20 protein-coding genes and 1 pseudogene are annotated in these 22,975 nt (G+C 57.5%); 13 read left to right on the plus strand and 8 right to left on the minus strand.

Annotation, left to right across the window (positions count from 1 at the left end; all coding sequences use genetic code 11):
- Window positions 1-176: 176 nt before the first annotated feature.
- The 5 genes from SK62_RS02710 to SK62_RS02730 are packed head-to-tail and all read left to right on the plus strand — an operon-like array spanning window position 177 to window position 4,838.
- Window positions 177-989, plus strand: coding sequence for an ABC transporter ATP-binding protein (locus tag SK62_RS02710; protein WP_017384046.1), 813 nt, complete (start codon window positions 177-179; stop codon window positions 987-989).
- A complete protein-coding gene (locus tag SK62_RS02715; RefSeq protein ID WP_047719091.1) occupies window positions 986-1,969 on the plus strand; it encodes a FecCD family ABC transporter permease in 984 nt (327 codons plus the stop codon). Before SK62_RS02710 ends, SK62_RS02715 begins: the two co-directional genes overlap by 4 nt.
- The gene (locus SK62_RS02720; RefSeq protein ID WP_017692658.1) at window positions 1,966-3,006 is read left to right on the plus strand and encodes a FecCD family ABC transporter permease; all 1,041 of its coding nucleotides are present in this window, start codon (window positions 1,966-1,968) and stop codon (window positions 3,004-3,006) included. Before SK62_RS02715 ends, SK62_RS02720 begins: the two co-directional genes overlap by 4 nt.
- A 9-nt stretch (window positions 3,007-3,015) precedes the next feature.
- Complete coding sequence (locus SK62_RS02725) at window positions 3,016-3,966, plus strand: iron-siderophore ABC transporter substrate-binding protein (RefSeq protein WP_039269747.1); 951 nt, start codon at window positions 3,016-3,018, stop codon at window positions 3,964-3,966.
- The gene (locus SK62_RS02730) at window positions 3,963-4,838 is read left to right on the plus strand and encodes a MurR/RpiR family transcriptional regulator (RefSeq protein ID WP_039269749.1); all 876 of its coding nucleotides are present in this window, start codon (window positions 3,963-3,965) and stop codon (window positions 4,836-4,838) included. The genes SK62_RS02725 and SK62_RS02730 overlap by 4 nt, the downstream gene beginning before the upstream one ends.
- A 41-nt stretch (window positions 4,839-4,879) precedes the next feature.
- On the opposite strand, the gene SK62_RS02735 is transcribed toward SK62_RS02730, so the two are convergent.
- Entirely contained in the window at window positions 4,880-5,719 is an 840-nt protein-coding gene (locus SK62_RS02735) for an AraC family transcriptional regulator (RefSeq protein ID WP_047719089.1), read from the minus strand.
- A 166-nt stretch (window positions 5,720-5,885) separates the two neighbouring features.
- On the opposite strand from SK62_RS02735, the gene SK62_RS02740 reads away from it, so the two are divergent.
- The 3 genes from SK62_RS02740 to SK62_RS02750 are packed head-to-tail and all read left to right on the plus strand — an operon-like array spanning window position 5,886 to window position 10,213.
- A complete protein-coding gene (locus SK62_RS02740) occupies window positions 5,886-7,700 on the plus strand; it encodes a DUF2264 domain-containing protein (RefSeq protein WP_047719087.1) in 1,815 nt (604 codons plus the stop codon).
- Window positions 7,701-7,731: 31 nt separating this feature from the next.
- The gene (locus tag SK62_RS02745) at window positions 7,732-8,997 is read left to right on the plus strand and encodes an oligosaccharide MFS transporter (protein WP_015571880.1); all 1,266 of its coding nucleotides are present in this window, start codon (window positions 7,732-7,734) and stop codon (window positions 8,995-8,997) included.
- A 28-nt stretch (window positions 8,998-9,025) separates the two neighbouring features.
- Complete coding sequence (locus tag SK62_RS02750; RefSeq protein ID WP_015571879.1) at window positions 9,026-10,213, plus strand: glycoside hydrolase family 88 protein; 1,188 nt, start codon at window positions 9,026-9,028, stop codon at window positions 10,211-10,213.
- Between the two features lie 32 nt (window positions 10,214-10,245).
- On the opposite strand, the gene lysM is transcribed toward SK62_RS02750, so the two are convergent.
- The 5 genes from lysM to qseB form a co-directional block, all read right to left on the minus strand.
- Window positions 10,246-10,686: a peptidoglycan-binding protein LysM gene (gene lysM, locus SK62_RS02755; RefSeq protein WP_014885249.1), complete on the minus strand. Its 441-nt coding sequence runs from the start codon at window positions 10,684-10,686 to the stop codon at window positions 10,246-10,248.
- A 153-nt stretch (window positions 10,687-10,839) separates the two neighbouring features.
- Window positions 10,840-11,154 carry a putative quinol monooxygenase gene (locus tag SK62_RS02760; protein WP_015571877.1) on the minus strand — a complete coding sequence of 105 codons (315 nt, stop codon included), beginning with the start codon at window positions 11,152-11,154 and terminating at the stop codon, window positions 10,840-10,842.
- Between the two features lie 30 nt (window positions 11,155-11,184).
- Complete coding sequence (locus SK62_RS02765; protein ID WP_015571876.1) at window positions 11,185-11,766, minus strand: NAD(P)H-dependent oxidoreductase; 582 nt, start codon at window positions 11,764-11,766, stop codon at window positions 11,185-11,187.
- Window positions 11,767-11,870: 104 nt separating this feature from the next.
- Window positions 11,871-13,220 carry a quorum sensing histidine kinase QseC gene (gene qseC, locus SK62_RS02770; protein WP_047719085.1) on the minus strand — a complete coding sequence of 450 codons (1,350 nt, stop codon included), beginning with the start codon at window positions 13,218-13,220 and terminating at the stop codon, window positions 11,871-11,873.
- Window positions 13,217-13,876 carry a quorum sensing response regulator transcription factor QseB gene (qseB, locus tag SK62_RS02775; protein WP_017692662.1) on the minus strand — a complete coding sequence of 220 codons (660 nt, stop codon included), beginning with the start codon at window positions 13,874-13,876 and terminating at the stop codon, window positions 13,217-13,219. The genes qseC and qseB overlap by 4 nt, the downstream gene beginning before the upstream one ends.
- A gap of 139 nt (window positions 13,877-14,015) precedes the next feature.
- Here qseB and SK62_RS02780 point away from each other — a divergent pair, with 139 nt between their 5' ends.
- The 4 genes from SK62_RS02780 (at window position 14,016) to ftsP (ending at window position 19,169) form a co-directional block, all read left to right on the plus strand.
- Window positions 14,016-14,417 (plus strand): YgiW/YdeI family stress tolerance OB fold protein, encoded by a 402-nt coding sequence (locus SK62_RS02780; protein WP_023304432.1) that lies wholly within the window; start codon window positions 14,016-14,018, stop codon window positions 14,415-14,417.
- 118 nt (window positions 14,418-14,535) lie between these two features.
- Window positions 14,536-16,794, plus strand: a complete 2,259-nt coding sequence (parC, locus tag SK62_RS02785) for a DNA topoisomerase IV subunit A (protein WP_015571873.1) — start codon at window positions 14,536-14,538, stop codon at window positions 16,792-16,794.
- 163 nt (window positions 16,795-16,957) lie between these two features.
- The gene (gene plsC / locus SK62_RS02790; protein WP_003862497.1) at window positions 16,958-17,695 is read left to right on the plus strand and encodes a 1-acylglycerol-3-phosphate O-acyltransferase; all 738 of its coding nucleotides are present in this window, start codon (window positions 16,958-16,960) and stop codon (window positions 17,693-17,695) included.
- A 61-nt stretch (window positions 17,696-17,756) separates the two neighbouring features.
- Window positions 17,757-19,169, plus strand: coding sequence for a cell division protein FtsP (gene ftsP / locus SK62_RS02795; protein ID WP_017384056.1), 1,413 nt, complete (start codon window positions 17,757-17,759; stop codon window positions 19,167-19,169).
- A gap of 78 nt (window positions 19,170-19,247) precedes the next feature.
- Here ftsP and SK62_RS02800 read toward each other — a convergent pair whose 3' ends face one another.
- Window positions 19,248-20,402, minus strand: a complete 1,155-nt coding sequence (locus SK62_RS02800; protein ID WP_082139097.1) for an IS481 family transposase — start codon at window positions 20,400-20,402, stop codon at window positions 19,248-19,250.
- A 187-nt stretch (window positions 20,403-20,589) separates the two neighbouring features.
- Between SK62_RS02800 and SK62_RS02805 the strand changes: the two are divergent.
- Window positions 20,590-21,765, plus strand: a pseudogene (locus SK62_RS02805) (YgiQ family radical SAM protein); the annotation flags it as partial.
- Between the two features lie 135 nt (window positions 21,766-21,900).
- Here SK62_RS02805 and SK62_RS02810 read toward each other — a convergent pair.
- Complete coding sequence (locus SK62_RS02810; protein ID WP_023279901.1) at window positions 21,901-22,536, minus strand: hypothetical protein; 636 nt, start codon at window positions 22,534-22,536, stop codon at window positions 21,901-21,903.
- Window positions 22,537-22,975: the final 439 nt, after the last annotated feature.

Genomic DNA, 22,975 nt, shown 5'->3' on the forward strand with positions numbered 1-22,975 from the left:
AAAGTATTGAAAATAATTAATAAAAATGAATTTCAATTTGTGCGGTGACGCTCAATTATCCCTGGGATTTACAGGGTGTATCTTCGCTTGACTACTACATGGAGCGGCGGCAAACTCACAAAAGAGAATGAGTTTTATTTTTATTTGTTGGTTTTTTTTCTTACGTTGGCGTTCACGTGGCTCACTACATCAAAAAGCCGGGACTGGTTCTTGAGAACCTCTCCGCGGGTTACCAGAAAAAAATCATCGTTGATGATATCTCCCTTGCGATCCCCCAGCAGAAAATGACTGTTCTGGTGGGCGCAAACGGCTGCGGAAAATCGACGCTGTTAAGTACCCTCGCACGGCTGCTTCAGCCGCTCGGCGGCAGCGCGGTGCTGGACGGCAAAGCCATCCACTCGCAACCAACCAAAGCGGTCGCCCGCCAGCTCGGGATCCTGCCGCAGTCTCCGCTGCTTCCAGAAGGGTTAACCGTATTTGAGCTGGTCTCGCGCGGACGTTTCCCCTGGCAGAACGTGATGCGCCAGTGGAGCGAGGAAGACGAGCGGGCCGTGGAAGAGGCGTTACGCCTGACCGGAACGGCAGAGTTTGCCCATCATCTGGTTGAAAGCCTGTCCGGCGGCCAGCGCCAGCGCTGCTGGATCGCTATGGTGCTGGCGCAGCAAACGCCCTATATCCTGCTGGATGAACCCACGACGTACCTCGATCTTCGCTACCAGGTGGAGATCCTCGAACTGCTGCACACGCTGACGCGCCGGCACGGGCGCACCGTGGTGGTGGTTCTGCACGATCTCAACTTCGCCGTGAATTACGGTGATTCGCTGGTCTTTTTACGTCAGGGAAAGGTTGAGGGGGTACTGCATGAGGGCGACGCCTGCACGCCGGAGCTGATCAAAGCGGTGTTTGACGTCGACGTGCATATGTCGGTTAACCCGCTGACCGGCAAGCCGTTCTTTATGCCGTTCCGTCAGGCTGACGACAAACCATGATGCGCACATCTGTGGCCTTTATTCTCTTTACGCTGCTGCTTCTGGCAGGCGCGATTGCGCACCTGAGCATCGGGGCGCGCGTTATCGCCCCCCGGACGGTAGTAGACGCATTTTTCCATTTCGACCCGCGCAATTTTGAGCATAGCGTGATCGTCAGGCTGCGCTTGATGCGGCTGTGCGCCGCCCTGGTGGCGGGCGCGGCGCTCGGCGTCGCGGGCGTGCTGCTGCAATCAGTGATCCGCAACCCGCTCGGCGAGCCGCATATCCTGGGGCTGAATGCAGGGGCGGCGCTGGCGGTGGTGCTGACGAGTGCCCTCGGGCTGTCGCTGCCGTTTGGCCGCCCTCTGATAGCCGCAGCTGGCGCCGCCGCGCTCTTTTTGCTGGTGCTAACGTTCTCCTCATCCGGGCGTACCGGTCTCACGCCGATGAAGGTCACGCTGTGCGGCGTGGCAATGTCGGCATTTGTCTCATCGATAACCGCCACGGTGTTGATTCTGGATGAACAGACGCTGCTGGCCATGCGGACCTGGCTTGCGGGGGATGTGGCGGGAGTCATCGGCGAGACGATCGCTAGCGCCGCGGGGGCCGCTGCCGTGGGTTTTGCGCTGGCGCTCTGGCTGTCGCCGTCGCTGAACATGCTGGCGCTGGGCGAGAGAATGGCGCAGGGGCTTGGCGTGTCGCTGCTGAAAACGCGCCTGCTCGCGCTGCTGGCCATCGCCCTGCTGTGCGGCGCGGCGGTTTCAGTTGCCGGACCGATCGGGTTTATCGGACTCGTGGTGCCGCAGCTGATTCGCCGTCTGGTATCGGTGGACCTGCGCGTGATGGTGCCGCTTTCAGCCCTCTGCGGAGCGCTGGTTCTGCTGATGGCTGATATCGCCGCCCGTACGCTGTTAACGCCGTATGAGCTGGCGACCGGCGTGATGACTGCGCTGGTCGGCGCGCCGGTCTTTATCCTTATGGCGTCAAGGATGTTCAAATGAACCGGGCTGGATTGAGGGCAGTACGATTTTTCTCCTTCTCGGCGCTGGTTCGCCCGAGGGCGCTGCTGTATCTGGCCGTATTATCGCTTGCCGCTCTCCTGCTGCTAAGTTTTGGCCTGACGCACGGTTCGCTGCCCATTCCTGCTTCCGCCATCGGACGTGCGCTGTTTTATCCTGAACGTCTGACGGCGGATGCGCATTACATTGTGATGGATATCCGCCTGCCGCGCCTGCTGATGGCGGTGCTGTGCGGCGCGATGCTCGGCATGGCGGGGGCGGCCATGCAGTCCATTACCCGCAACGGCCTTGCTGACCCCGGTCTTATCGGCGTGAAAGAGGGCTGTAGCGCGGCGGTGCTGCTGCTGATTTTTCAGTTTCCGGGATTGGGGCCGTACTGGCGTCCACTTATCGGCATGGCCGGTGGGCTGCTGACCGCGCTGCTGGTAGTGGCGCTGGCGCGTGATATCTCGCGCCCGCGATTCATCCTGATCGGCATCGGCGTGTCATGGGCGTTTGCCGCCGCGATGGGGGTCTTTATGACGACCGCCGACGTGCGCGACGTCCAGACGGCGATGCTGTGGCTGGCGGGGAGCCTGCATGCGGCAAGCTGGACGCTGGTCAGCATCGCTGCTGCCTGGACAGTGCCAGCGTTTGCGCTGCTGCTCTTTACCGCACGCGCCGCAGACGTAGCCTTGCTCGGCAACCACACTGCGACGGGGCTGGGCGTGAGGACTTCACGCCTCGCTCTGCTGCGCGTGTTTGCCCCCGTGGTGCTCACCGCGGCCTGCGTCTCCTGCGTGGGGAGTATCGGCTTTGTCGGGCTGATTGCCCCGCACATGGCGCGCCTGCTGCTGCGCGGAGGGCAAACGGCACTGCTGACGGGAAGTGCCGTACTGGGCGCGCTGCTGGTGCTGCTGGCGGATAACGTCGGGCGGCTGGCATTTCTCCCGTTGCAGCTGCCGGCGGGAATTGTCATTTCACTGATTGGCGGACCGTTTTTCCTGCTGCTGCTCTGGCAGCGTCGGGATCGATTTTAGGGGATAAAAATGCGCGTATTTTTTGCAATGCTGGTGCTGGTGGGTTTTGCTGTAGGAGCCGCAGAGCCAACGCAGACGTTTACTGACGACCTGAACCGCAACGTGGTGGTGCCGGTTAACCCGAAGCGGATTGTGTCCCTGCACGACCTGGATATCACCATTCCGCTGATCGAGCTTGGCGTACCGCCGGTTGCCAGCCATGGCCGCACCCGACCGGACGGCAGCCATTTTCTGCGTTCCAGCGGTATGCTGACGGGCATCGATTTTGATAATTCCGACATCACATTCATCGGCACCGCGGATATCGATATTGAAGCCATCGCCGCGGCGAAGCCGGATCTTATCATCACCGAGCCGACCCGCAACACGCCGGTCGAGCAGCTGGAAAAAATTGCCCCGACGGTGAGTATCGATCACCTCGACGGCGGCGCGCCGGAGATCTACCGCAAGCTGGCGCAGCTTACCGGGACAGAGGCGCGGCTGAAGATTCTGGAGCGTCGCTATCAGGAGCAGATCGAGGCGCTAAAGGCGACCATCGATACGAGCAAACTGACCGTCTCGGTGATTCAGGCCAATCAGGGCAAAATCAACGCCATGCACAGCTACCACTCGCTTGGGCGCGTGCTGCGCGACGCAGGGTTCAGGTTCCCGCCGCTGATTGAGAGCATCCCGGAGGGCGGGCGCATCGACGTCAGCGCCGAGCGCCTGCCGGAGCTGGATGCTGATTTTGTCTTTGCCACCTGGCGCGGGGACACCGGCGGAAAACCGCAGGACGAGCTGGCGGCGATGGATGCGGTGATGCCGGGCTGGTGTCAGTTTCTCAACGCCTGCCGAACCGGGCATTACGTGCTCATCTCCCGCGAGGAAGCGATCTCAAATTCATTTGCCTCGCTGGGGCTGATGGCCGCGCAGGTGCAGTCGCAGATAGCGGGCCGTCCGCTGCCGGAGGCCGCACAATGATCCGAAAAATTGATGTCTACGGCGACCGCCTCCGCTCGCGGGCGCACCTGCTGACGCCGCGTCTGCTGCAGGTGGCGAGCTATATCAATGAAAATCGTGAAGCGGTTATGGAGCAGACGGCAATGGAGATTGCCGCTGTGCTACACACCTCGGACGCCACCGTGGTGCGTGCCATTCAGGCGCTTGGGTTTGGCGGGCTGCGGGATCTCAAGCAGACCCTGGAGCAGTGGTTTGGCCCGGTGGTCACCTCCAGCGAGAAGATGTCCACCACGGTAAACACGCTTACCAGCGACGTCGACGCGAGCATCGATTTTGTGCTGGAAGGCCATCAGCACACCTGCGCGGTGTTGTCCGAACCGGGCAACCGCTACGCGATGGCGCAGGCCGTGTCGCTGCTGGCGCAGGCGAGACAGGTCGCTATTTTTGGCATTGGCGCATCCGGCATTCTGGCTGAGTACACCTCGCGACTGTTTAGCCGTATAGGCCTGCCTGCGATCCCGCTCAACCGCACCGGTATTGGCCTCGCCGAACAGCTGATTGCCCTACAGCGCGGTGACGTGCTGGTAATGATGGCGCAAAAATCCGCGCACCGGGAGGGGCAGACCACGCTGCGCGAAGCGAAGCGCCTGGGTATTCCCACCATTTTGCTGACCAACGCCACGGACTCGCGCTTTAGCAAAGAGGCAAGCGTAGTGATCCACGTCCCGCGCGGCGGCGAGAAGGGCAAAATCCCGCTGCACGGCACGGTACTGCTGTGCCTGGAGATGATTATTCTGTCCGTCGCCTCCACCGAGCCGCAGCGCACCATCAAGTCGATGAAGCGCATCAACGAGTTACACCGCGGATTAAAGCCGGGGAAAAAGAGCGGTTGATCTTCCCCCTCTCCCCGTGGGAGAGGGCTGGGGTGAGGGCGTCAAACCGCACGATGGTTCTTCCTGTACTGCAACGGCGTCTCGCCAATCCCCTTTTTAAATGCGCTGATAAACCACGTCACGTCGGAAAATCCCGCCTGTGCGGCAATGTCACGCACGCTCGAGTCCGTGTGGAGTAAACACTCGCACGCCTTACGCAACCTTAGCGTGTTCAGGTAGTCGTGAATTTTTTCGCCCGTTTCCGCATGGAATCTTCGCGATACATAACTGCGTGATTTACCCAGCTCTTCGGCCAGCGCATCCAGACGAAATTTCTCCTGATAATGCTCGTCGAGCCAGAACATTACCTGGCTGGCGATCCCCTGGCTGTTGCCCGGCTCACCGTCGCGATCGTCGGGGAGCATCGCGAACAGGCCGATCAGCAGGCTGGCGATGCTCTCGCCGTTCATCGGCGGTTTATAGCAGCTAAACAGATGGTCGATATGGTGGTGACAGTGGGCTAAATCGGCGACCCACGCTTCGCCGCCACGGCGTGACAGCCGCTCCAGGCGCTGCCGGGTCTGGGGAAAATCCCGCAGGATCTTCAGCACCGCGTGCTGGTCGAGATGAATAATGGTGCGGCGGTAAATTGCCTCCGCCTGTTCGTCCACCATGACCTTGTGCAGCGTAAAAGGCGGGAAGAAAAACAGTCGTCCGGGGCGCATGGTGTAGTGACGATTATCGATAATCGCCACGCCAAAGCCCTCTTCCACATAGAGGATCTCCAGACACTGATGCCAGTGATGGTAGCGCACCGTATTGGCAAACAGGCGGCTGAACGAGGCCACGGTATCATTCAGGGCGATCAGTTCCAGAAGGTCGGATGTCGGCGTGTCGCGCATAGTGCAATAAAACTCAACTTTTTCCTGTCTGATCGTCTTTATAAACCACCTTTTTAAATTTTCTCAACTGGAGGTTTATTCATCGTTCATGCCTGTGACATGGCTAACATTTCTGCCCCTTGCGGATTCACTATGCTTTGCCGCAGTTGATTACGAGGGCGAACCGATGTGGGCGGCAAACAAAGAAAAATCAAATCCGTTGTCTTCACGCCAGGAGGTAGTGGCGTCGTTGAATGCACTTTTACAGGCGCTGGACACGCAATTTCCGGCGAACCGTTCACGATTCCCGCTGGGCGACACCTGCGCCCATTACACAGCGGATATTGCGCAGATGGAGGGACTTTCTCGCGCGCTCTGGGGGCTGTTTCCGCTGATGGCATCTGGCGAAAGCACGCCGTTCAGCGAGAAGTACCTTACTGCCATTAAGCTTGGTACCGACCCGCAAAGCAGCGGCTACTGGGGTGAAACCGGCCCGTACGATCAACGTCTGGTGGAGATGGCGGCCTACGGTCTGGGGCTCGCTCTGCTGGGGGATAAACTCACCGCGCACTTTACCGGGCGCGAGGTGATGAACCTGCACGCGTGGCTCAACCAAATCACCGACGCGCAGATGCCGGACAGCAACTGGAACTATTTTGCCATTATGGTCCAGCTCGGCTTTAAGCGCGCCGGCCTGCCGTACGATCGGGCCGCCATTGACCACCGCTTTGCGCTGATGGACGCCTACTACCTCGGCGACGGCTGGTATTCCGACGGTCCCGGCCGCCCGAAAGATTACTACATCTCCATGGCTTTCCATTTCTACGGCCTGATTTACGCCACCCTGAGTGACGACGAGGCGAGGGCGAAGGTGCTGCGCGAGCGCTCGCGTCTGTTCGCGGAAGACTTTATCTACTGGTCCGCCGCCGATGGCGCCTCGGTGCCGTTTGGCCGCAGCCTGACCTACCGCTTTGCCATGGTTGCCTTCTGGAGCGCGGTGGCCTTTTCTCAACTGGACGTCTTCACCCCGGGGATCGTGAAGGGCATTGTGCTGCGGCATCTGCGCTGGTGGCAGCAGCAGTCGATTGTCGATCGCGACGGTATTCTTACCCTGGGGTTTGCGTATCCGAACCTGGCGATGTGCGAGGATTACAACTCCCCCGGTTCACCGTACTGGGCGCTGAAAACCTATCTGATCCTGGCGTTGCCGGAAGCACACCCGTTCTGGCAGGCGGAAGAACAACCGCTGCCCGCGCTTGCTGAAAAACATGTGATTCCGCATGCGCAGCAGATCCTGATGCATTCGAAAGATTCGCAGCACGTCGTCATGCTCACCGCCGGTCAGCTGGAGCTGAACAACTACGTCAACACCGAAGCGAAATACACCAAATTTGCCTACTCCAGCCGCTTCGGATTCACCCTTGAGCGCGGGCGTTTTGGCCTGAAGCATGCCGCCTGCGATTCCATGCTGCTGCTGGCGGACGGAGATGACTATTTCCGCGGTCGTCGCGAGTGCGACGAGGTTCGGGTGGATGAAAATTACATTTTCTCGCGCTGGTCGCCGTGGCGCGACGTGCAGATTGCGACCTGGCAGATCCCGTTCGGGGAGTGGCACCTGCGCCTGCACCGTATCAACAGCGCGCGCACTCTGCAAACCGTCGAGGGCGGCTTTGCGGTGATGAAAACCGCCCACCAGGTGCGCGAACGCGGTTGTTATCTGTTGGCTGAAAACGGCAGCAGCGTCATTGTCGATCTTTCGCCGATCATTCAGCGCCAGCCAGACAGCATCGTCACGCCGCCGAACAGCAGCATTATGTTTGCGGAGTGCGCCTCCATTCCGCTGTTGAAAGCTGACCTCCCGCAAGGGGAAAGCTGGCTCTGTTGCGCCATTCTGGCTGGCGGAAAACAGCCCGCTGCGGCGACGCCGCAGCTGAATATAACCCATAACCAGGTCGTGATTAGCGAACCCGGAAGCGAACGTAAGCTGTCGTTCACATTATAAAAATCTGGCCCTACACCCCGGCGAGGATGATATGAAAAGCACATCGACAACCAACAGAACTGAATATTACAAAATCAGCAGCTTTATCTTTCTCTATTTCTTTACCTGGTCTGCCAGTATTGGTCTGCTGGCAATCTGGCTCGGTCAGAAAGCCAACCTGAGCGGATCGGTGATTGGAACCGTCTTTGCGGTGAACGGGATATTCTCCGTTATTCTCAAGCCGATCTACGGCTATATTCTCGATAAGATCGGCATGAGCAAATATCTGCTCTATTTTGTGGTGATCATGTCGGCCCTGATGGCGCCATTCTTTATTTATGTTTACCAGCCGCTGTTAATGTCTAATACCCTGCTGGGGATTATTATCGGCGCGCTCTATTTAAGCTTTGCCTGGTACGCGGGCGTGGCGGCGTGTGAATCCTATTCCGACCGCTTTAGCCGTTTGAATGGCATGGAGTTCGGGCAGATCCGTATGTGGGGATCGCTCGGCTGGGCGGTGGCGTCATCTTTCTCCGGCCTGCTGTTCAACCTCTCACCGGCGTATAACTTTATTCTCGGCAGCGTGGCGTCGGTGGTGATGCTGATTGTCCTGCTGAGCCTGAAAGTGAACACTAACTCCGCTCACGCAGGCGAGGTGCTGACGAAAGAGAAAATAGCCCCGTCTGACGTTTACGCCCTGCTGCGTAACCGCAAATTCTGGGCCTTCTGCCTGTACGTGGCGGGCGTGGCATGGATGATGTTTATCGCCGAGCAGCAATTCTCGCGCTATTTCGTCACCTTCTTCGATGATATTCATGAGGGCAACGCCGTATTCGGCTATCTCGGGACCGTACAGTCGGGCATGGAATTTGTCATGTATATGGTGGTCCCGCTGTTTGTGAACTTTATTGGCGCCAAACGCGGGCTGTTAATTGTCGGGCTGGTGGTTGGGGCGCGTCTAATTATTTCCGGCATGTGTGATTCACACCTGTTAATTTCAGTGCTTAAGCCGCTGTACGGTCTGGAAATTTGTCTCCTGCTGGTGTCGGTATTTAAATATATCGCCGAGCATTTCGACAAGCGCGTCAATGCCACCATGTATTTACTCGGCTATCAGGCGATGCTCTACGTTGGCAACGTGGTGGTCTCTTCCCCTGCCGGCTATATGTATGACCGTATTGGCTTTGAGCACACCTATATCATCATGGGCGCAACGGCGCTGACCTTTACCCTTATTTCTGCTTTTACGTTATCCGCCTGTCAGAGCAAATGGCGCGGGGCTCGTGCGCTGAACGTAGCAGAAACGTCAACACGATAAATTACGCCGTCAAAGAAGGAACCGAAATATGTTAAGTCGTATCAAAGAAGAACGTCTGCCTGTTATCGCTGCGCCCGTTGACTCCCGCGCATTCAGCGATGAACTGAATTCGGCGCGCAGCCACGTTCTCGACCTGATTAGCCGTCATTTAACGGAGTTCGGCGACAAATTCCCGGCGGAAACCTGCCAGAACGGTTTTTATCCGCTGACTGACAACGTGGAGTGGACCACCAGCTTCTGGACCGGGCAGCTGTGGCTGGCATGGGAGATGAGCGGCGAGGAAAAATTCCGCGCGATGGCGGAAAAACACGTGCGCTCGTTTGGCCTGCGCATCGCCGGGCGCAACGACACCAACACCCACGATTTAGGCTTCCTCTACACGCTCTCCTGCGTAGCCGCGTGGCGGCTGACCGGAAGCCGCGAGGCGCGCGGCTTCTCGCTGCTGGCGGCGGAAGCCCTGCTGGAACGCTTCCACGAGAAGGCGAAAATCATCCAGGCGTGGGGCGATCTCTCCGATCCGGAGCAGGCCGGGCGGATGATCATCGACTGCAACATGAACCTGCCGCTGCTCTACTGGGCAACGGAGCAGACGGGCGATCCGCGCTTTGCCGACGCCGCAAAAGCGCACGTCATGCAGGCCGCGACATACCTCATTCGTGACGATGCCTCCACCTTCCACACCTACTATATGGATGTGGCAACCGGCGCACCGCGCTACGGCAACACCCAGCAGGGCTACGCCGACGACTCCTGCTGGTCGCGCGGGCAGGCTTGGGGCATTTACGGTTTCCTGCTGAGCTATATCTATACCGGCGACGAAACGATGATCGCCCTGTCAAAACGGCTGGCGAACTACTTCCTCAATCGCCTGCCGGAAGACTACGTCTGCCACTGGGATCTGGCGCTGGTGGGCACCGACGCACTGCGTGATTCTTCCTCGGCGGCAATTGCGGTGTGTGGACTGCTGGAGCTGGTGAAACATCTGCCGGTCACAGATCCGGATCGCGAACGTTACCTCGAATGGGCGAAAGGGATTATGTCCTCGCTGACAAAGCACTATCTGATGGGCAAAGAAGAGAAGGGCAACGGGCTGCTTAAGCACTCGGTGTATCACCTGGCGAGCAATAAAGGCGTGGATGAGTGCGCGAGCTGGGGCGATTACTTCTACGTTGAGGCACTGGTGCGTTTTACGCAGAGCTGGAAACTGTACTGGTAAAAACAGTCGGGGGGTAACCCCCGACTTATCGATCACGCTTTCGGAATACGCAGCGTCTGACCGGGATAGATCTTATCCGGGCTGGAGAGCATTGGGCGGTTAGCCTCAAAAATCTTATTGTACTGGTTGGCATCGCCGTACACGGTTTTAGAGATTGCGCTCAGGGTATCGCCGGATTTCACCGTATAGTAGGTGGCTTCATCTTTGGCATCTGTTGCGGTGATATTGTTCTCCACTTCGCTGACGCCCGCGATGTTGCCGACGGCGACCTGGATTTTTTCTTTCTGCTCCTGCGTCAGCCCGTCGCCCGTCACGCTGGCCTTGCCGTCAGTGACGTTAACCTGAACCTTATCGGAACCGGGAATGTTGAGTTTCTTGAGGTGCTCGGTGATTTTGTCGCCCTGACCTTTATGATCGGTCAGGTTATCCCACAGCTTTTCGCCTGCTTCTTTTACGAAGTTAAAAAGTCCCATTCCATCCTCCTGTTAACAATGAAGTCAGAATAAGCATAGCAGTTGAGTATTAAGATGATACAAAAAGCCCGGTGGCGCTAGCGCTTACCGGGCCTACGAGTCAGGTTTTGTAGGCCGGGTAAACGCAGTGCCACCCGGCAAATTTCACGGAACTTAAACCCCTTGCTCCAGAATACGGATATGGGTATCCAGCACGTCACCTTTTACCGCCTCACTCCACGCTTTCATGTGCGGAGTCTGCAAATGCGCTTCAAGGTGCGCGACGGTTTCCCACTGCTCAACCATGATGATTGAGTCTGGCGCGGTCGCCTGAAAGCTTGCGCTGGTGGCGGCGTCCACCATCGGCGCGTAGCCGTGGCAGCCTTCTTCTTTCAGTACGGTCGGGATGATCTTCGCGAACTCATCCAGTACCGCCTGGCGGTGATGTTGGCCAGGACGCGTACGGATTTCAGCAATAACGGTAAGCATAATTAACTCCTTCTAATTCCAGGCTACCAGTTAAGCAAAAATTTCCGCGAGATGCTTGCGATATTCTGCGATATAGCGCGGGACGTCCGGCATTTTAATTACGTCGTTGACGATAAAGGTCGGCAGCGGCTCCATACCCAGGAACTGATTCGCCTTGTGGAACGGCAGATACGCGCCGTCTACGCCCACGCCTTCGAAGAACTGATCTTGCTCAGTGAACGCTTCTAGCGGGGCATTCCAGGTCAGGGAGAGCATGTATTTCTTGCCCTGAATCAGGCCGCCGGAACCGTATTTTTTAGACGCGTCTGAGCGGGTGCGGCCGTCGCTGGCATACAGTGAACCGTGACCTTCGGTAAACACATCGTCCATGTATTTTTTCACGGTCCACGGTGCGCCCATCCACCAGCCCGGCATCTGCCAGATAACCACGTCGGCCCACAGGAAGTTCTGCACTTCGGCTTTAACGTCGTAATCGCTGTCCGCGCGCACGACCTTAACATCATGTCCGGCGTCGCGCAGGAAACCATCCGCGACCTCGGTCAGGGTGTCATTGAGCTGGCCTTTAGAGTGCGCAAATTCTTTCGCGCCGTTGATAATCAGAATGTTGCTCATTATTTGTCCTCGATGCTGAGAGTATACCGGGTATTCTACGCGCGAGGACGGAGCGGAAAAATAAGCAGAATGTGCAAAGTCTTTTGCGCTCAGCGCAATAATGGCTACCAGCTGACGGTCACCTCAAAGCCCCCTTCCGGCGCATTGCCCAGCGAGACGCTCATCCCATGTAACGTCGCGATACGCTTGACGATAGACAACCCCAGACCGCTGCCGGTGGCGTCCTGGCCCGGTGGACGATAAAAGCGCTCGCCGAGACGCGCCAGCGCATCGGATGAAATGCCCGGGCCGTTGTCGCGCACGGTAAAGCTTTGGGTATTCAGCGTCACGTCCACCACGCTGCCGCGGGGGCTGTAACGAACGGCGTTGTCCAGCAGGTTACGCGCCAGAAGGCTCAGCAGTAGCGGCTGTCCGTGACGCATCACCTCGGGCGCGTTGACGTTGAGCCGAATATCAATGCCCGCCTGCTGCGCCGGATGCCAGATATCCAGCACCGCGGATTGCAGCAAATCGGCCATCATCACGGGTTCGACGTCATTAAGATTATCCAGTGAATCCAGGCGCGACAGGGTGAGAAGCTGGTCCACCAGCCGGGAGGCGCGGTCGATGCCCGCATGCAGCTGCCCCAGCGCTTTAGACTGCGCCCCGGGATCGTCAAAGGAAAGCTGCGCCACGTCGGTTTGCACCTTCAGCGCGGCCAGCGGGCTGCGCAACTCATGGGCGGCATCCGAGGTGAAGCGGCGCTCGCGGGCCATCATCTCCTGCGTACGGGCGAAAAGATGGTTAAGCGCATCAAGCAGCGGGCGAACCTCCGTCGGCACGCCGTGGGTGGGCAGCGTATCGGTCGCATCCGGCGAGCGCGAGCGCAGGGTCTGCGCCAGTTTTTTCAGCGGTTTCAGTTCCCGGCTCAGCAGAACAATCAGCAACAGTAGCATTACGGGCAGCGCCACCAGCCACGGCGTCAGCTGCGAGCTGACCACGTCCAGCGCCATATCCTGTCGGTACTCCCACTCCTGGCCAACCACCACGCGGTATTTCCCGTCCGGAGAAGTCAGCCACAGGAAACGCCATTCGTCGTTGTCATCCTGCAAGCGACCGTCATCAAACCCGTCCCGGCGGTAGAGGTAAGGTATGTCGCGCCCGTTTTCGCCGTCGTTAAGCACCATGCTGCCGTCGGCGGTGAAGATTGCGAAGGCCAGCGCATCGTCGTCCAGATGGCCGTGTTTGGCTTTTTTCGGTACCTCGCGCATGCGTTCCGGGGCGCGGAGTTCGTCCACGTCCATCGTCAGCAGCCGTTTGGCAAACAGCATCTGCTGGGTATCGAACAGCTTATCGAGCTTGTCGGTCGTCTGGTGCCAGGCCACCACGCTTGCGGCAAACCAGGCCGCCAGGGACAGCAACAAAAAGAGGAGCGTCAGGCGCAGCTTCAGGCTCAGGCGTAGGGTCAGTTTCATGCGTCACCCAGGGTATAACCGATGCCGTGCACGGTGCGGATAAATTCGCTGCCGAGCTTGCGGCGTAAATGATGAACGTGGACTTCGACGGCGTTGCTGGAGACGTCATCATCCCAGTTGTAGAGTTTCTCCTCGATGGTCTTGCGCGGCAGCACGCGGCCCGCGTTGCGCATCAGCAGCTCCAGCAGGGCGAACTCTTTGGGTTTGAGCACCAGCGTTTCGCCCTCCAGCGTGGCGACAAGGCTTGCCGGATCGAGCGTGACCTTGCCGTGACGCAGCTCGCTGCGCGCCTGCCCGTGACTGCGGCGCACCAGCGCTTCAAGGCGGGCCGCCACTTCAATCAGCGCGAACGGCTTACACAGGTAATCATCCGCCCCCAGGCGTAACCCTTCGACGCGCTGATTCAGCGCATCCCGCGCGGTCAGGATCAGCACCGGTTCGCTCTTACCGCTTTCGCGCCAGGCGCGCAGGATCTCAAGCCCGTCGATTTCTGGCAGCGTCAGGTCCAGCACCACGGCATCATACGGCGCGGTGTACAGGGCCGCCTGCCCGGTTTTACCGTCGGTAAACCAGTCCACGTTAAAGCCCATTTTGCTTAAGCCCGCTTTGATGCCGTCGCCGATGAGCCTGTCGTCTTCTACCAGTAAAATGCGCATATTTCCTCCTTGATGCCGTCAGTAAACCTTCTGCAAGCGCCTGCTGTACAGTAAAAATAAATAAATTTTCCCCTTAAGAAGTTGTTAAGGTTTACCCTGTTTAATGGATTGTGAAACGACATTAAAGGGAGAGATAAAGATGAAAAAATTCGCTGCAATTGCTGCCATCATGATGATGACCACGGCCCCTGTCTTTGCTGCACAGGGTGGCTTCTCTGGCCCATCTGTGACACAGAACCAGACGCAAACCCAGCAGGGTGGCTTTGTCGATAACAACGCCAACCTCACCACCGCGGCTAAAGTGAAAGACCTGAAGGACGATGCCTGGGTGAAGCTGCGCGGGAACATTACCGAGCGCCTGTCCGATGACCGTTACACCTTCCGCGATGAGAGCGGCACGGTGGTGGTGGAGATCGACCACAAGCGCTGGAACGGCGTGACGGTGACGCCCCAGGATAAAGTCGAACTCCAGGGTAAAATCGATAAAGACTGGAACGAGTTTGAAATCGACGTGAAGCAGGTTATCAAGCTGAACAAATAACCCGGAAAGGGCCGCTTATGCGGCCCTTTTTCTTTGTGACTCAACTCGCCAGATGAGGTAGTATCTGCGGCAATATTGCCTGAAACCCATCGGTTTCTGAGTTGAGGAATCACACGTAATGAGCGATATGGCAGAGCGCCTCGCGCTACATGAATTCACGGAAAACGCCTACCTGAACTACTCCATGTACGTCATCATGGACAGGGCGTTGCCGTTTATCGGGGATGGCCTGAAGCCCGTTCAGCGCCGCATCGTCTATGCGATGTCCGAACTGGGGCTGAATGCTACCGCCAAGTTTAAGAAATCCGCCCGTACCGTCGGCGACGTGCTGGGTAAATACCATCCGCACGGCGACAGCGCCTGCTATGAAGCGATGGTGCTGATGGCCCAGCCGTTCTCTTATCGCTATCCGCTGGTGGATGGCCAGGGGAACTGGGGGGCACCGGACGATCCGAAATCCTTCGCGGCAATGCGTTATACCGAATCCCGCCTGTCTAAATATGCCGAAGTGCTGTTGGGCGAGCTGGGGCAGGGGACGGTCGACTGGGTGCCAAACTTCGACGGTACGATGCAGGAGCCGAAGATGCTGCCTGCGCGTCTGCCGAACATCCTGCTGAACGGCACGACCGGTATCGCCGTGGGCATGGCGACGGACATTCCGCCGCACAACCTGCGTGAAGTGGCAAAAGCCGCCATCACCCTGATTGAGCAGCCGAAAACCTCGCTGGACGATCTGCTGGATATTGTGCAGGGGCCGGACTATCCGACCGAAGCCGAGATCATCACCTCGCGTGCGGAAATCCGCAAAATTTACCAGAACGGCCGTGGCTCCGTGCGCATGCGCGCGGTGTGGACCAAAGAAGACGGGGCCGTGGTGATCACCGCGCTGCCGCACCAGGTGTCCGGTGCGAAGGTGCTGGAGCAGATCGCCTCCCAGATGCGCAATAAAAAGCTGCCGATGGTGGACGACCTGCGCGACGAATCGGACCACGAAAACCCGACCCGTCTGGTGATCGTGCCGCGCTCTAACCGCGTGGACATGGAGCAGGTGATGAACCACCTGTTCGCCACTACCGATCTGGAAAAAAGCTACCGCATCAACCTGAACATGATTGGTCTGGACGGTCGTCCGGCGGTGAAAAACCTGCTGGAGATCCTCACCGAATGGCTGGCCTTCCGCCGCGATACGGTGCGCCGTCGTCTGAACCATCGTCTGGAAAAAGTGCTTAAGCGCCTGCATATCCTCGAAGGTTTGCTGGTGGCGTTCCTCAACATTGACGAAGTGATCGAGATCATTCGTACCGAGGATGAACCTAAGCCTGCCCTGATGTCGCGCTTTGGCATCAGCGAAACCCAGGCCGAAGCGATCCTCGAACTGAAATTGCGCCATCTCGCCAGACTGGAAGAGATGAAGATCCGCGGCGAGCAGAACGAGCTGGAAAAAGAGCGCGATCAGCTTCAGGCGATTCTGGCGTCCGAGCGCAAGATGAACACCCTGCTGAAGAAAGAGTTGCAGGCCGATGCCGACGCCTTTGGCGACGACCGTCGTTCTCCGCTGCACGAGCGCGAAGAGGCGAAGGCGATGAACGAGCACGACATGCTGCCGTCCGAGCCGGTGACCATTGTGCTTTCCCAGAGCGGCTGGGTACGTAGCGCCAAAGGCCACGATATCGACGCGCCGGGTCTGAGCTACAAATCCGGTGACAGCTTCAAGGCGGCGGTGAAGGGCAAGAGTAACCAGCCGGTGGCGTTCATCGACTCCACGGGCCGCAGCTACGCTATCGACCCGATCACGCTGCCGTCTGCGCGCGGCCAGGGCGAACCGCTAACCGGCAAGCTGACGCTGCCGCCGGGCGCCACGGTGGACCATATGCTGATGGAGGCCGACGATCAAAAACTGCTGATGGCGTCTGATGCGGGCTACGGCTTTATCTGTACCTTCAACGATCTGGTGTCGCGTAACCGTGCTGGTAAGGCGCTGATTAGCCTGCCGGATAACGCACACGTCATGCCGCCGCTGATCATCGAGAACGAAAGCGACATGCTGCTGGCGATCACCGCTGCCGGACGCATGCTGATGTTCCCGGTCAGCGATCTGCCGGAGCTGTCGAAAGGGAAGGGCAACAAGATCATCAGTATCCCGTCAGCGGAAGCGGCAAAAGGCGTCGATGGCCTCGCGCATCTCTTCCTGCTGCCGCCGCAGAGCACCCTGACCATTCATGTCGGCAAGCGTAAAATCAAACTGCGTCCGGAAGAGTTGCAGAAGGTGGTGGGTGAGCGTGGACGTCGCGGCTCACTGATGCGCGGCCTCCAGCGAATTGACCGCGTGGAGATCGACTCGCCGGCGCGCAGCAAAGCGGACGACAGCGAAGAGTAACCTGTTTCATCCCCCCTCTTTCCGGAGGGGGAATTACCATAAAATTTCCCGTAAAAACGTTGTTAATTCGTGCGTTGCGATTAACAATACGCGCTCGTAATAAAGTCCTTACCTGGCCACAGGTGAAGTATAATTGTCAGCTGTCAGGGCTTCAGAGGTCGCTATGCTATACATTGTTCGTCTCATTCTTACCGTTATTTATTGCATTCTGGTCTGTATTTTCGGATCGATTTATTGCCTGTTCAGCCCGCGTAACCCAAAGCATGTCGCGACGTTTGGCCACATGTTTGGTCGTCTTGCGCCGCTGTTTGGCCTGAAGGTTGAAAAGCGTCTGCCTGAAGGGGCGGAGAATTTCGGTAACGCCATCTATATCGCTAACCATCAGAACAACTACGATATGGTGACGGCCTCAAATATTGTTCTTCCGCCGACCGTAACCGTGGGTAAAAAAAGCCTGCTGTGGATCCCGTTTTTCGGTCAGCTGTACTGGCTCACCGGTAACTTACTGATTGACCGTAACAACCGTGCCAAAGCGCATGGCACCATTGCGGAAGTGGTGGATCAGTTTAAAAAGCGCCGGATTTCCATCTGGATGTTCCCGGAAGGGACGCGCAGCCGTGGTCGCGGCCTGCTGCCGTTTAAGACCGGCGCGTTTCATGCTGCAATTGCGGCAGGCGTTCCAATTATTCCCGTGTGTGTTTCCAATACATCGAATAAGATTAATCTTAACCGTCTGAATAACGGACTGGTCATTGTCGAAATGCTGCCGCCGGTAGATACCTCAAAATACGGTAAAGACCAGGTGCGCGAGCTGGCCACGCACTGCCGCGAGCTGATGGCTCAGCATATTGCGCAGCTCGATAAAGAAGTTGCAGAGCGAGAAGCCGCCGGTAAGATTTGACCCGGTGTCGTGTAAGGGAAAACGAATTCCCGCGTTGTTAGTCGTTTCAGATGGAGCTTATATGTCACTCAGTCGGCGTCAGTTTATTCAGGCTTCGGGTATCGCCCTTTGTGCGGGTGCGATGCCGCGGACAGCCAGCGCCGCCGGGCAGCAACAGCCGCTGCCTATTCCGCCGTTGATTGAATCCCGTCGCGGGCAGCCGCTATTCCTCACGCTTCAGCGTAGCCACTGGTCCTTTACCCAGGGAACGCGCGCGCAGGTATGGGGCATTAACGGACGCTACCTCGGGCCGACCATTCGCGTGTGGAATGGCGATGACGTTAAGCTCATCTACAGTAACCGTACGACGGAAAATGTCGCGATGACCGTCAGTGGTTTGCAGGTGCCGGGGCCGCTGATTGGCGGCGCGGCACGCATGATGTCGCCGAATGCCGACTGGGCGCCCGTCCTCCCGATTCGTCAGAGCGCGGCGACATTGTGGTATCACGCCAACACCCCGAACCGCACCGCCCAGCAGGTCTACAACGGCCTGGCCGGAATGTGGCTGATTGAAGATGAGGTCAGCAAAACGCTGCCGATCCCGAATCACTACGGCGTCGATGATTTCCCGATCATTATTCAGGACAAGCGGCTGGATAACTTCGGCACGCCGGAGTACAGCGAGCCGGGCAGCGGTGGTTTTGTGGGCGATACGCTGCTGGTTAACGGCGCGCAAAGCCCGTATGTCGAAGTGTCTCGTGGCTGGGTGCGCCTGCGTCTGCTGAATGCCTCTAACTCGCGCCGCTACCAGTTGCAGATGAGCGACGGCCGCGCGCTGCACGTGATTTCAGGCGATCAGGGGTTATTACCTGCGCCGGTGTCGGTAAAACAGCTGGCGCTGGCACCGGGCGAACGTCGTGAGATCCTCGTGGATATGACCAACGGGGATGAAGTGTCCGTGACCTGCGGCGAAGCGGCAAGCATTGTTGACCGTATTCGCGGCTTCTTTGAACCGTCGAGCGTTCTGGTCTCCACGCTGGTGCTGACGCTGCGCCCGACCGGCCTGTTGCCGCTGGTGACCGACAGCCTGCCGATGCGCCTGCTGCCGCAGGAGATTGTGACCGGCCCGGCAGTACGCAGTCGCGATATCAGCCTTGGCGACGATCCGGGCATCAACGGTGCGCTGTGGGACGTAAACCGCATTGATATCACCGCCCAACAGGGAACATGGGAGCGCTGGACCGTCCGCTCGGAGATGCCGCAGTCGTTCCATATTGAAGGGGTGTCATTCCTGATCCGCAACGTCAACGGGGCGATGCCGTTCCCGGAAGACAGGGGCTGGAAAGATACCGTCTGGGTGGATGGCCAGGTCGAACTGCTCGTCTACTACGGCCAGCCTTCCTGGCCGCACTTCCCGTTCCTGTTCCACAGCCAGACGCTGGAGATGATGGACAGGGGATCGGTAGGGCAGATGCTGGTGAATCCGGCACCATAAAACGCTTTCTCCCTCTCCCTGTGGGTGTACAGTCCGGGGACATGGTAGACAGGTGTTCGGGGACATGGTGAACACTTTTTAACATCCTTTACCCATGATGATCGACTTTTTCTTCAGGTCGATCATCCCCACTTTCGTGCTGTACCACCATACTTCATAGCAGCCGTCCTCCTGTGTCTCCCTCAGCCCCACACGCTCTCCCCTGAAGGCCTTCCCTGCGTTCAGACTGATACCCTGTATGCTCAGCTTCCCGCTGATATCCACCTTCCTGACCACCACGCCTTCATCGTACTCCGGTGGGGGTGTGCCGGCGCGGTACTGCCGCGCAGACGGCTGGTATCTCGAGGCCGGTACTGCCATGTCCAGCGCTTCATGTGGCCGTTCAAGGTTGTACACCGTCCGCCAGTGGTCGAAAGCGCGCTGCAACTCACCGCTGTCCGCGAACCATCTCTCCTGTAGCACTTCCGCCTTCAGGCTGCGGTGAAAACGCTCCAGCTTGCCCTGCGTCTGCGGATGGTAAGGCCGGGAATGGCCCACCCGGATACCGTGGCGCATCAGCCACAGCTCCAGCGCCGTCCAGGTGCCGGTGGTGTCACCCCACGGCGAGCCGTTGTCCATCGTCATCCGGTCCGGCAGGCCGTAACGCTCAAACACGCTGACCAGTTGCTGCTGCACGGTCTCGCGCCGTTCATCGGTACAGTGCGCCAGGCACAGGGAAAAACGGGAGTGGTCATCCAGCAGGGTGAGCGGATGGCAGCGGCCACCGCCAAAGGGAAAGTGGCCCTTAAAATCCATCTGCCAGAGCCTGTTCGGCGCATCGTGTTCGAAGCGGCCCGTAGCCGGAATACCGGGCGCCGTTCCCGGCAGCAGGCCATGGCGGGCCATCAGGTTATGGGCGGTGCTGAAGGCAGGCATGGTGTGTCCCTGGTCTTCGAGCCAGCGCTTAATCTTGCGGGCTCCCCAGCGTTCATGACGGGCATGTGCCATGCGCAGCAGGGCAGTGATGTCGTCTGACGAGCGGTTCGGGGAATGGTGCGGTATGCGCGGGCGGTCCTGAAGGCCGGCGGCGCCTTCCTGAACCCAGCGCTGAAGCCACTTGTAGCCGGTGGCAGGGGAAATGCCGTAGTGACGGCAGAGGGAACGGATGTTCGCCCCGTCCTGCGAGGCGAACAAAACAAACTCGGTACGTAATGACATGGTATCTCTCGCATCCCAGGGCATAAGCGACTCCATAAACGGGTTCTTATGCCTTAGTTGTAAGTGTCTACCATGTCCCCGAACAAGTGTTCACTATGTCCCCGGACCGTACAGTGGGAGAGGGTTGGGGTGAGGGCAACAGCCCGCACAATACCCCTTCATTTCCCCCGGTAAACCAGCGTATAATCCCGCTCCTTTTGTCTATTTTTTCTTCGGAAGCATTATGAGCGCTATTTCCCTGATCCAGCCGGATCGCGACCTCTTCTCCTGGCCCCAGTACTGGGCAGCCTGCTTTGGACCGGCGCCGTTCCTGCCGATGTCCCGGGAAGAGATGGATCAACTGGGCTGGGACAGCTGCGATATCATTCTGGTGACGGGCGATGCGTATGTCGATCACCCGAGCTTTGGCATGGCGATCTGTGGCCGTATGCTTGAAGCCCAGGGCTTCCGCGTGGGGATCATCTCCCAGCCTGACTGGAACAGCAAAGACGACTTTATGCGTCTGGGCAAGCCTAACCTGTTCTTCGGCGTGACCGCGGGCAACATGGACTCGATGATCAACCGCTATACCGCCGACCGTAAGCTGCGCCATGACGACGCTTACACGGCTGACAACGTGGCGGGTAAACGTCCCGATCGCGCGACCCTCGTCTACACCCAGCGATGCAAAGAAGCATGGAAAGACGTGCCGGTGATCCTGGGCGGCATCGAGGCGAGCCTGCGCCGCACCGCACACTACGACTACTGGTCTGATACCGTGCGCCGTTCGGTGCTGGTGGATTCGAAAGCCGACATGCTGATCTTCGGCAACGGCGAGCGTCCGCTGGTGGAGGTGGCGCATCGCCTGGCGCAGGGTGAACCGGTCAGCGAGATCCGCGACGTGCGCAACACCGCGATCATGGTGAAAGAGGCGCTGCCGGGCTGGAGCGGGGTGGATTCCCGCATTATCGATATGCCGGGCAAAATCGACCCTATCCCACATCCGTACGGTGACGATCTGCCGTGCGCGGATAACAAACCGGTTGAGCCGAAGAAAGCGGAAGCAAAGGCCGTGGTGGTGCAGCCGCCGCGTCCGAAGCCGTGGGAAAAAACCTATGTGCTGCTGCCGTCTTACGAAAAAGTAAAAAGCGATAAAGTACTCTACGCCCACGCATCGCGCATCTTACACCATGAAACCAACCCCGGCTGCGCGCGAGCGCTGATGCAAAAGCACGGCGAGCGCTATATCTGGGTTAACCCACCGGCGATCCCGCTCTCTACCGAAGAGATGGACAGCGTCTTTGCTCTGCCGTACAAGCGTGTGCCGCATCCGTCATATGGCAACAGCCGTATTCCGGCTTACGAGATGATCCGTTTCTCAATCAACATCATGCGCGGCTGCTTCGGCGGGTGCTCATTTACTCTTGTTTTTATGTATTTAGAGTTAAACTCTACTTTTCTATTTTTAGAATTCAAGCTATTCATCGTAATTGAGAGATATCCTTTTAATGTTCAGCAAGCCTGTTAAAAGCACTTTATCTGAACCGCGTTTTGCCTAAATCCTGCTCAATATATACTCTCCCTGAGTTCTGAAATCCTCAAATTCCCCAATCTTAAAGCATTGATACATAGATGATGTCAGATAATGCGCAATCATCTCACCGCCAATATGGATCCGTTCCGGGTGTGAGTATGTCGCCTGTATAGCCCTTTGTTCATTCATCATTACAGGAATTGTCTGCAACAAATCCCCATCCAGGATTTGGCACTCAGGTTTTACTCCTGTTCCGTATTGTAATTGCTCTGATTCGAAATCATGGACTGAGCGATAGGCGAACGAAACGATATTTCCTGTTTCCTCGCAAATTGCGAACTGATAAACACTGGTTGTCACCGTTGAAGAAGAGGGAATTGCATGGTCATGCTTGTATTGTTTCCACAGCCTCCTTAGACAGGCCGATGTATGATAATTGAGATTTTGTATACCTGATACGACCATTCTGGTTGATGCTTCAAGCAACCAGGTGTTAGAAAATCCACCTGCCCCCGTACCTGCTATGATGGTTCTTAGCTGGGGGATGTAACCTGCTTTGGAAACAAAAGATAACGGCTCCCCATTATCGGTGACGGCAAGGGTATCTGTTACAATCAGTGCTTGTGCTTCGTCTGTATAAAATATCAGTGATGACATATTTTCCTCATCCAGAAAAGACATTACATGAATCACAGAACAGGTCACTACAACCACGTGAAAGGGAGTCAGACCATTTTCCAGAGGTAAATATATTCTTGTGTTTGGACGCGTTGCGGTTCTCTGTAAAAAATATATAGCACAAACAAAAGTCCCCGCAGGGATAAATATAGTTATATGCGCTTTTTCTGCTGGCTTTTACAATTGAAAGTGACAGGTAAACGAAATGTGTTACAGGTTTCTTTTGCTTTTCGTTGGGTTCTGTATATGCGAATTTACCCTGTGTGTTATTTTTGCAATGGACTCAGGCTGTATTCAATCAATTAAGGTTTACTTCTGGCATTAAGATGTATCCGTTGCCTGTTTTTTAAGGGCACGGTTTGTGCCGGGAAATGAAAATCACATCTTAAGTTCTTCACTCAAAGGATTTGTGATGTTT

The sequence above is a fragment of the Enterobacter sp. BIDMC109 genome, assembly GCF_001037885.1.
Classification (GTDB): domain Bacteria; phylum Pseudomonadota; class Gammaproteobacteria; order Enterobacterales; family Enterobacteriaceae; genus Enterobacter; species Enterobacter hormaechei_C.

Excerpts from the sequence above, each read along its gene's own strand:
- SK62_RS02760 (WP_015571877.1), bottom strand. The coding sequence starts at position 11,154 with ATGCTTACCGTTATTGCTGAAATCCGTACGCGTCCTGGCCAACATCAC.
- SK62_RS02725 (WP_039269747.1), top strand. The coding sequence starts at position 3,016 with ATGCGCGTATTTTTTGCAATGCTGGTGCTGGTGGGTTTTGCTGTAGGA.
- SK62_RS02800 (WP_082139097.1), bottom strand. The coding sequence starts at position 20,402 with ATGGAGTCGCTTATGCCCTGGGATGCGAGAGATACCATGTCATTACGT.
- plsC (WP_003862497.1), top strand. The coding sequence starts at position 16,958 with ATGCTATACATTGTTCGTCTCATTCTTACCGTTATTTATTGCATTCTG.
- qseB (WP_017692662.1), bottom strand. The coding sequence starts at position 13,876 with ATGCGCATTTTACTGGTAGAAGACGACAGGCTCATCGGCGACGGCATC.
- SK62_RS02715 (WP_047719091.1), top strand. The coding sequence starts at position 986 with ATGATGCGCACATCTGTGGCCTTTATTCTCTTTACGCTGCTGCTTCTG.
- SK62_RS02745 (WP_015571880.1), top strand. The coding sequence starts at position 7,732 with ATGAAAAGCACATCGACAACCAACAGAACTGAATATTACAAAATCAGC.
- SK62_RS02735 (WP_047719089.1), bottom strand. The coding sequence starts at position 5,719 with ATGCGCGACACGCCGACATCCGACCTTCTGGAACTGATCGCCCTGAAT.
- SK62_RS02810 (WP_023279901.1), bottom strand. The coding sequence starts at position 22,536 with ATGTCATCACTGATATTTTATACAGACGAAGCACAAGCACTGATTGTA.
- SK62_RS02720 (WP_017692658.1), top strand. The coding sequence starts at position 1,966 with ATGAACCGGGCTGGATTGAGGGCAGTACGATTTTTCTCCTTCTCGGCG.
- SK62_RS02740 (WP_047719087.1), top strand. The coding sequence starts at position 5,886 with ATGTGGGCGGCAAACAAAGAAAAATCAAATCCGTTGTCTTCACGCCAG.
- SK62_RS02730 (WP_039269749.1), top strand. The coding sequence starts at position 3,963 with ATGATCCGAAAAATTGATGTCTACGGCGACCGCCTCCGCTCGCGGGCG.
- SK62_RS02780 (WP_023304432.1), top strand. The coding sequence starts at position 14,016 with ATGAAAAAATTCGCTGCAATTGCTGCCATCATGATGATGACCACGGCC.
- ftsP (WP_017384056.1), top strand. The coding sequence starts at position 17,757 with ATGTCACTCAGTCGGCGTCAGTTTATTCAGGCTTCGGGTATCGCCCTT.
- SK62_RS02765 (WP_015571876.1), bottom strand. The coding sequence starts at position 11,766 with ATGAGCAACATTCTGATTATCAACGGCGCGAAAGAATTTGCGCACTCT.
- lysM (WP_014885249.1), bottom strand. The coding sequence starts at position 10,686 with ATGGGACTTTTTAACTTCGTAAAAGAAGCAGGCGAAAAGCTGTGGGAT.
- qseC (WP_047719085.1), bottom strand. The coding sequence starts at position 13,220 with ATGAAACTGACCCTACGCCTGAGCCTGAAGCTGCGCCTGACGCTCCTC.
- parC (WP_015571873.1), top strand. The coding sequence starts at position 14,536 with ATGAGCGATATGGCAGAGCGCCTCGCGCTACATGAATTCACGGAAAAC.
- SK62_RS02750 (WP_015571879.1), top strand. The coding sequence starts at position 9,026 with ATGTTAAGTCGTATCAAAGAAGAACGTCTGCCTGTTATCGCTGCGCCC.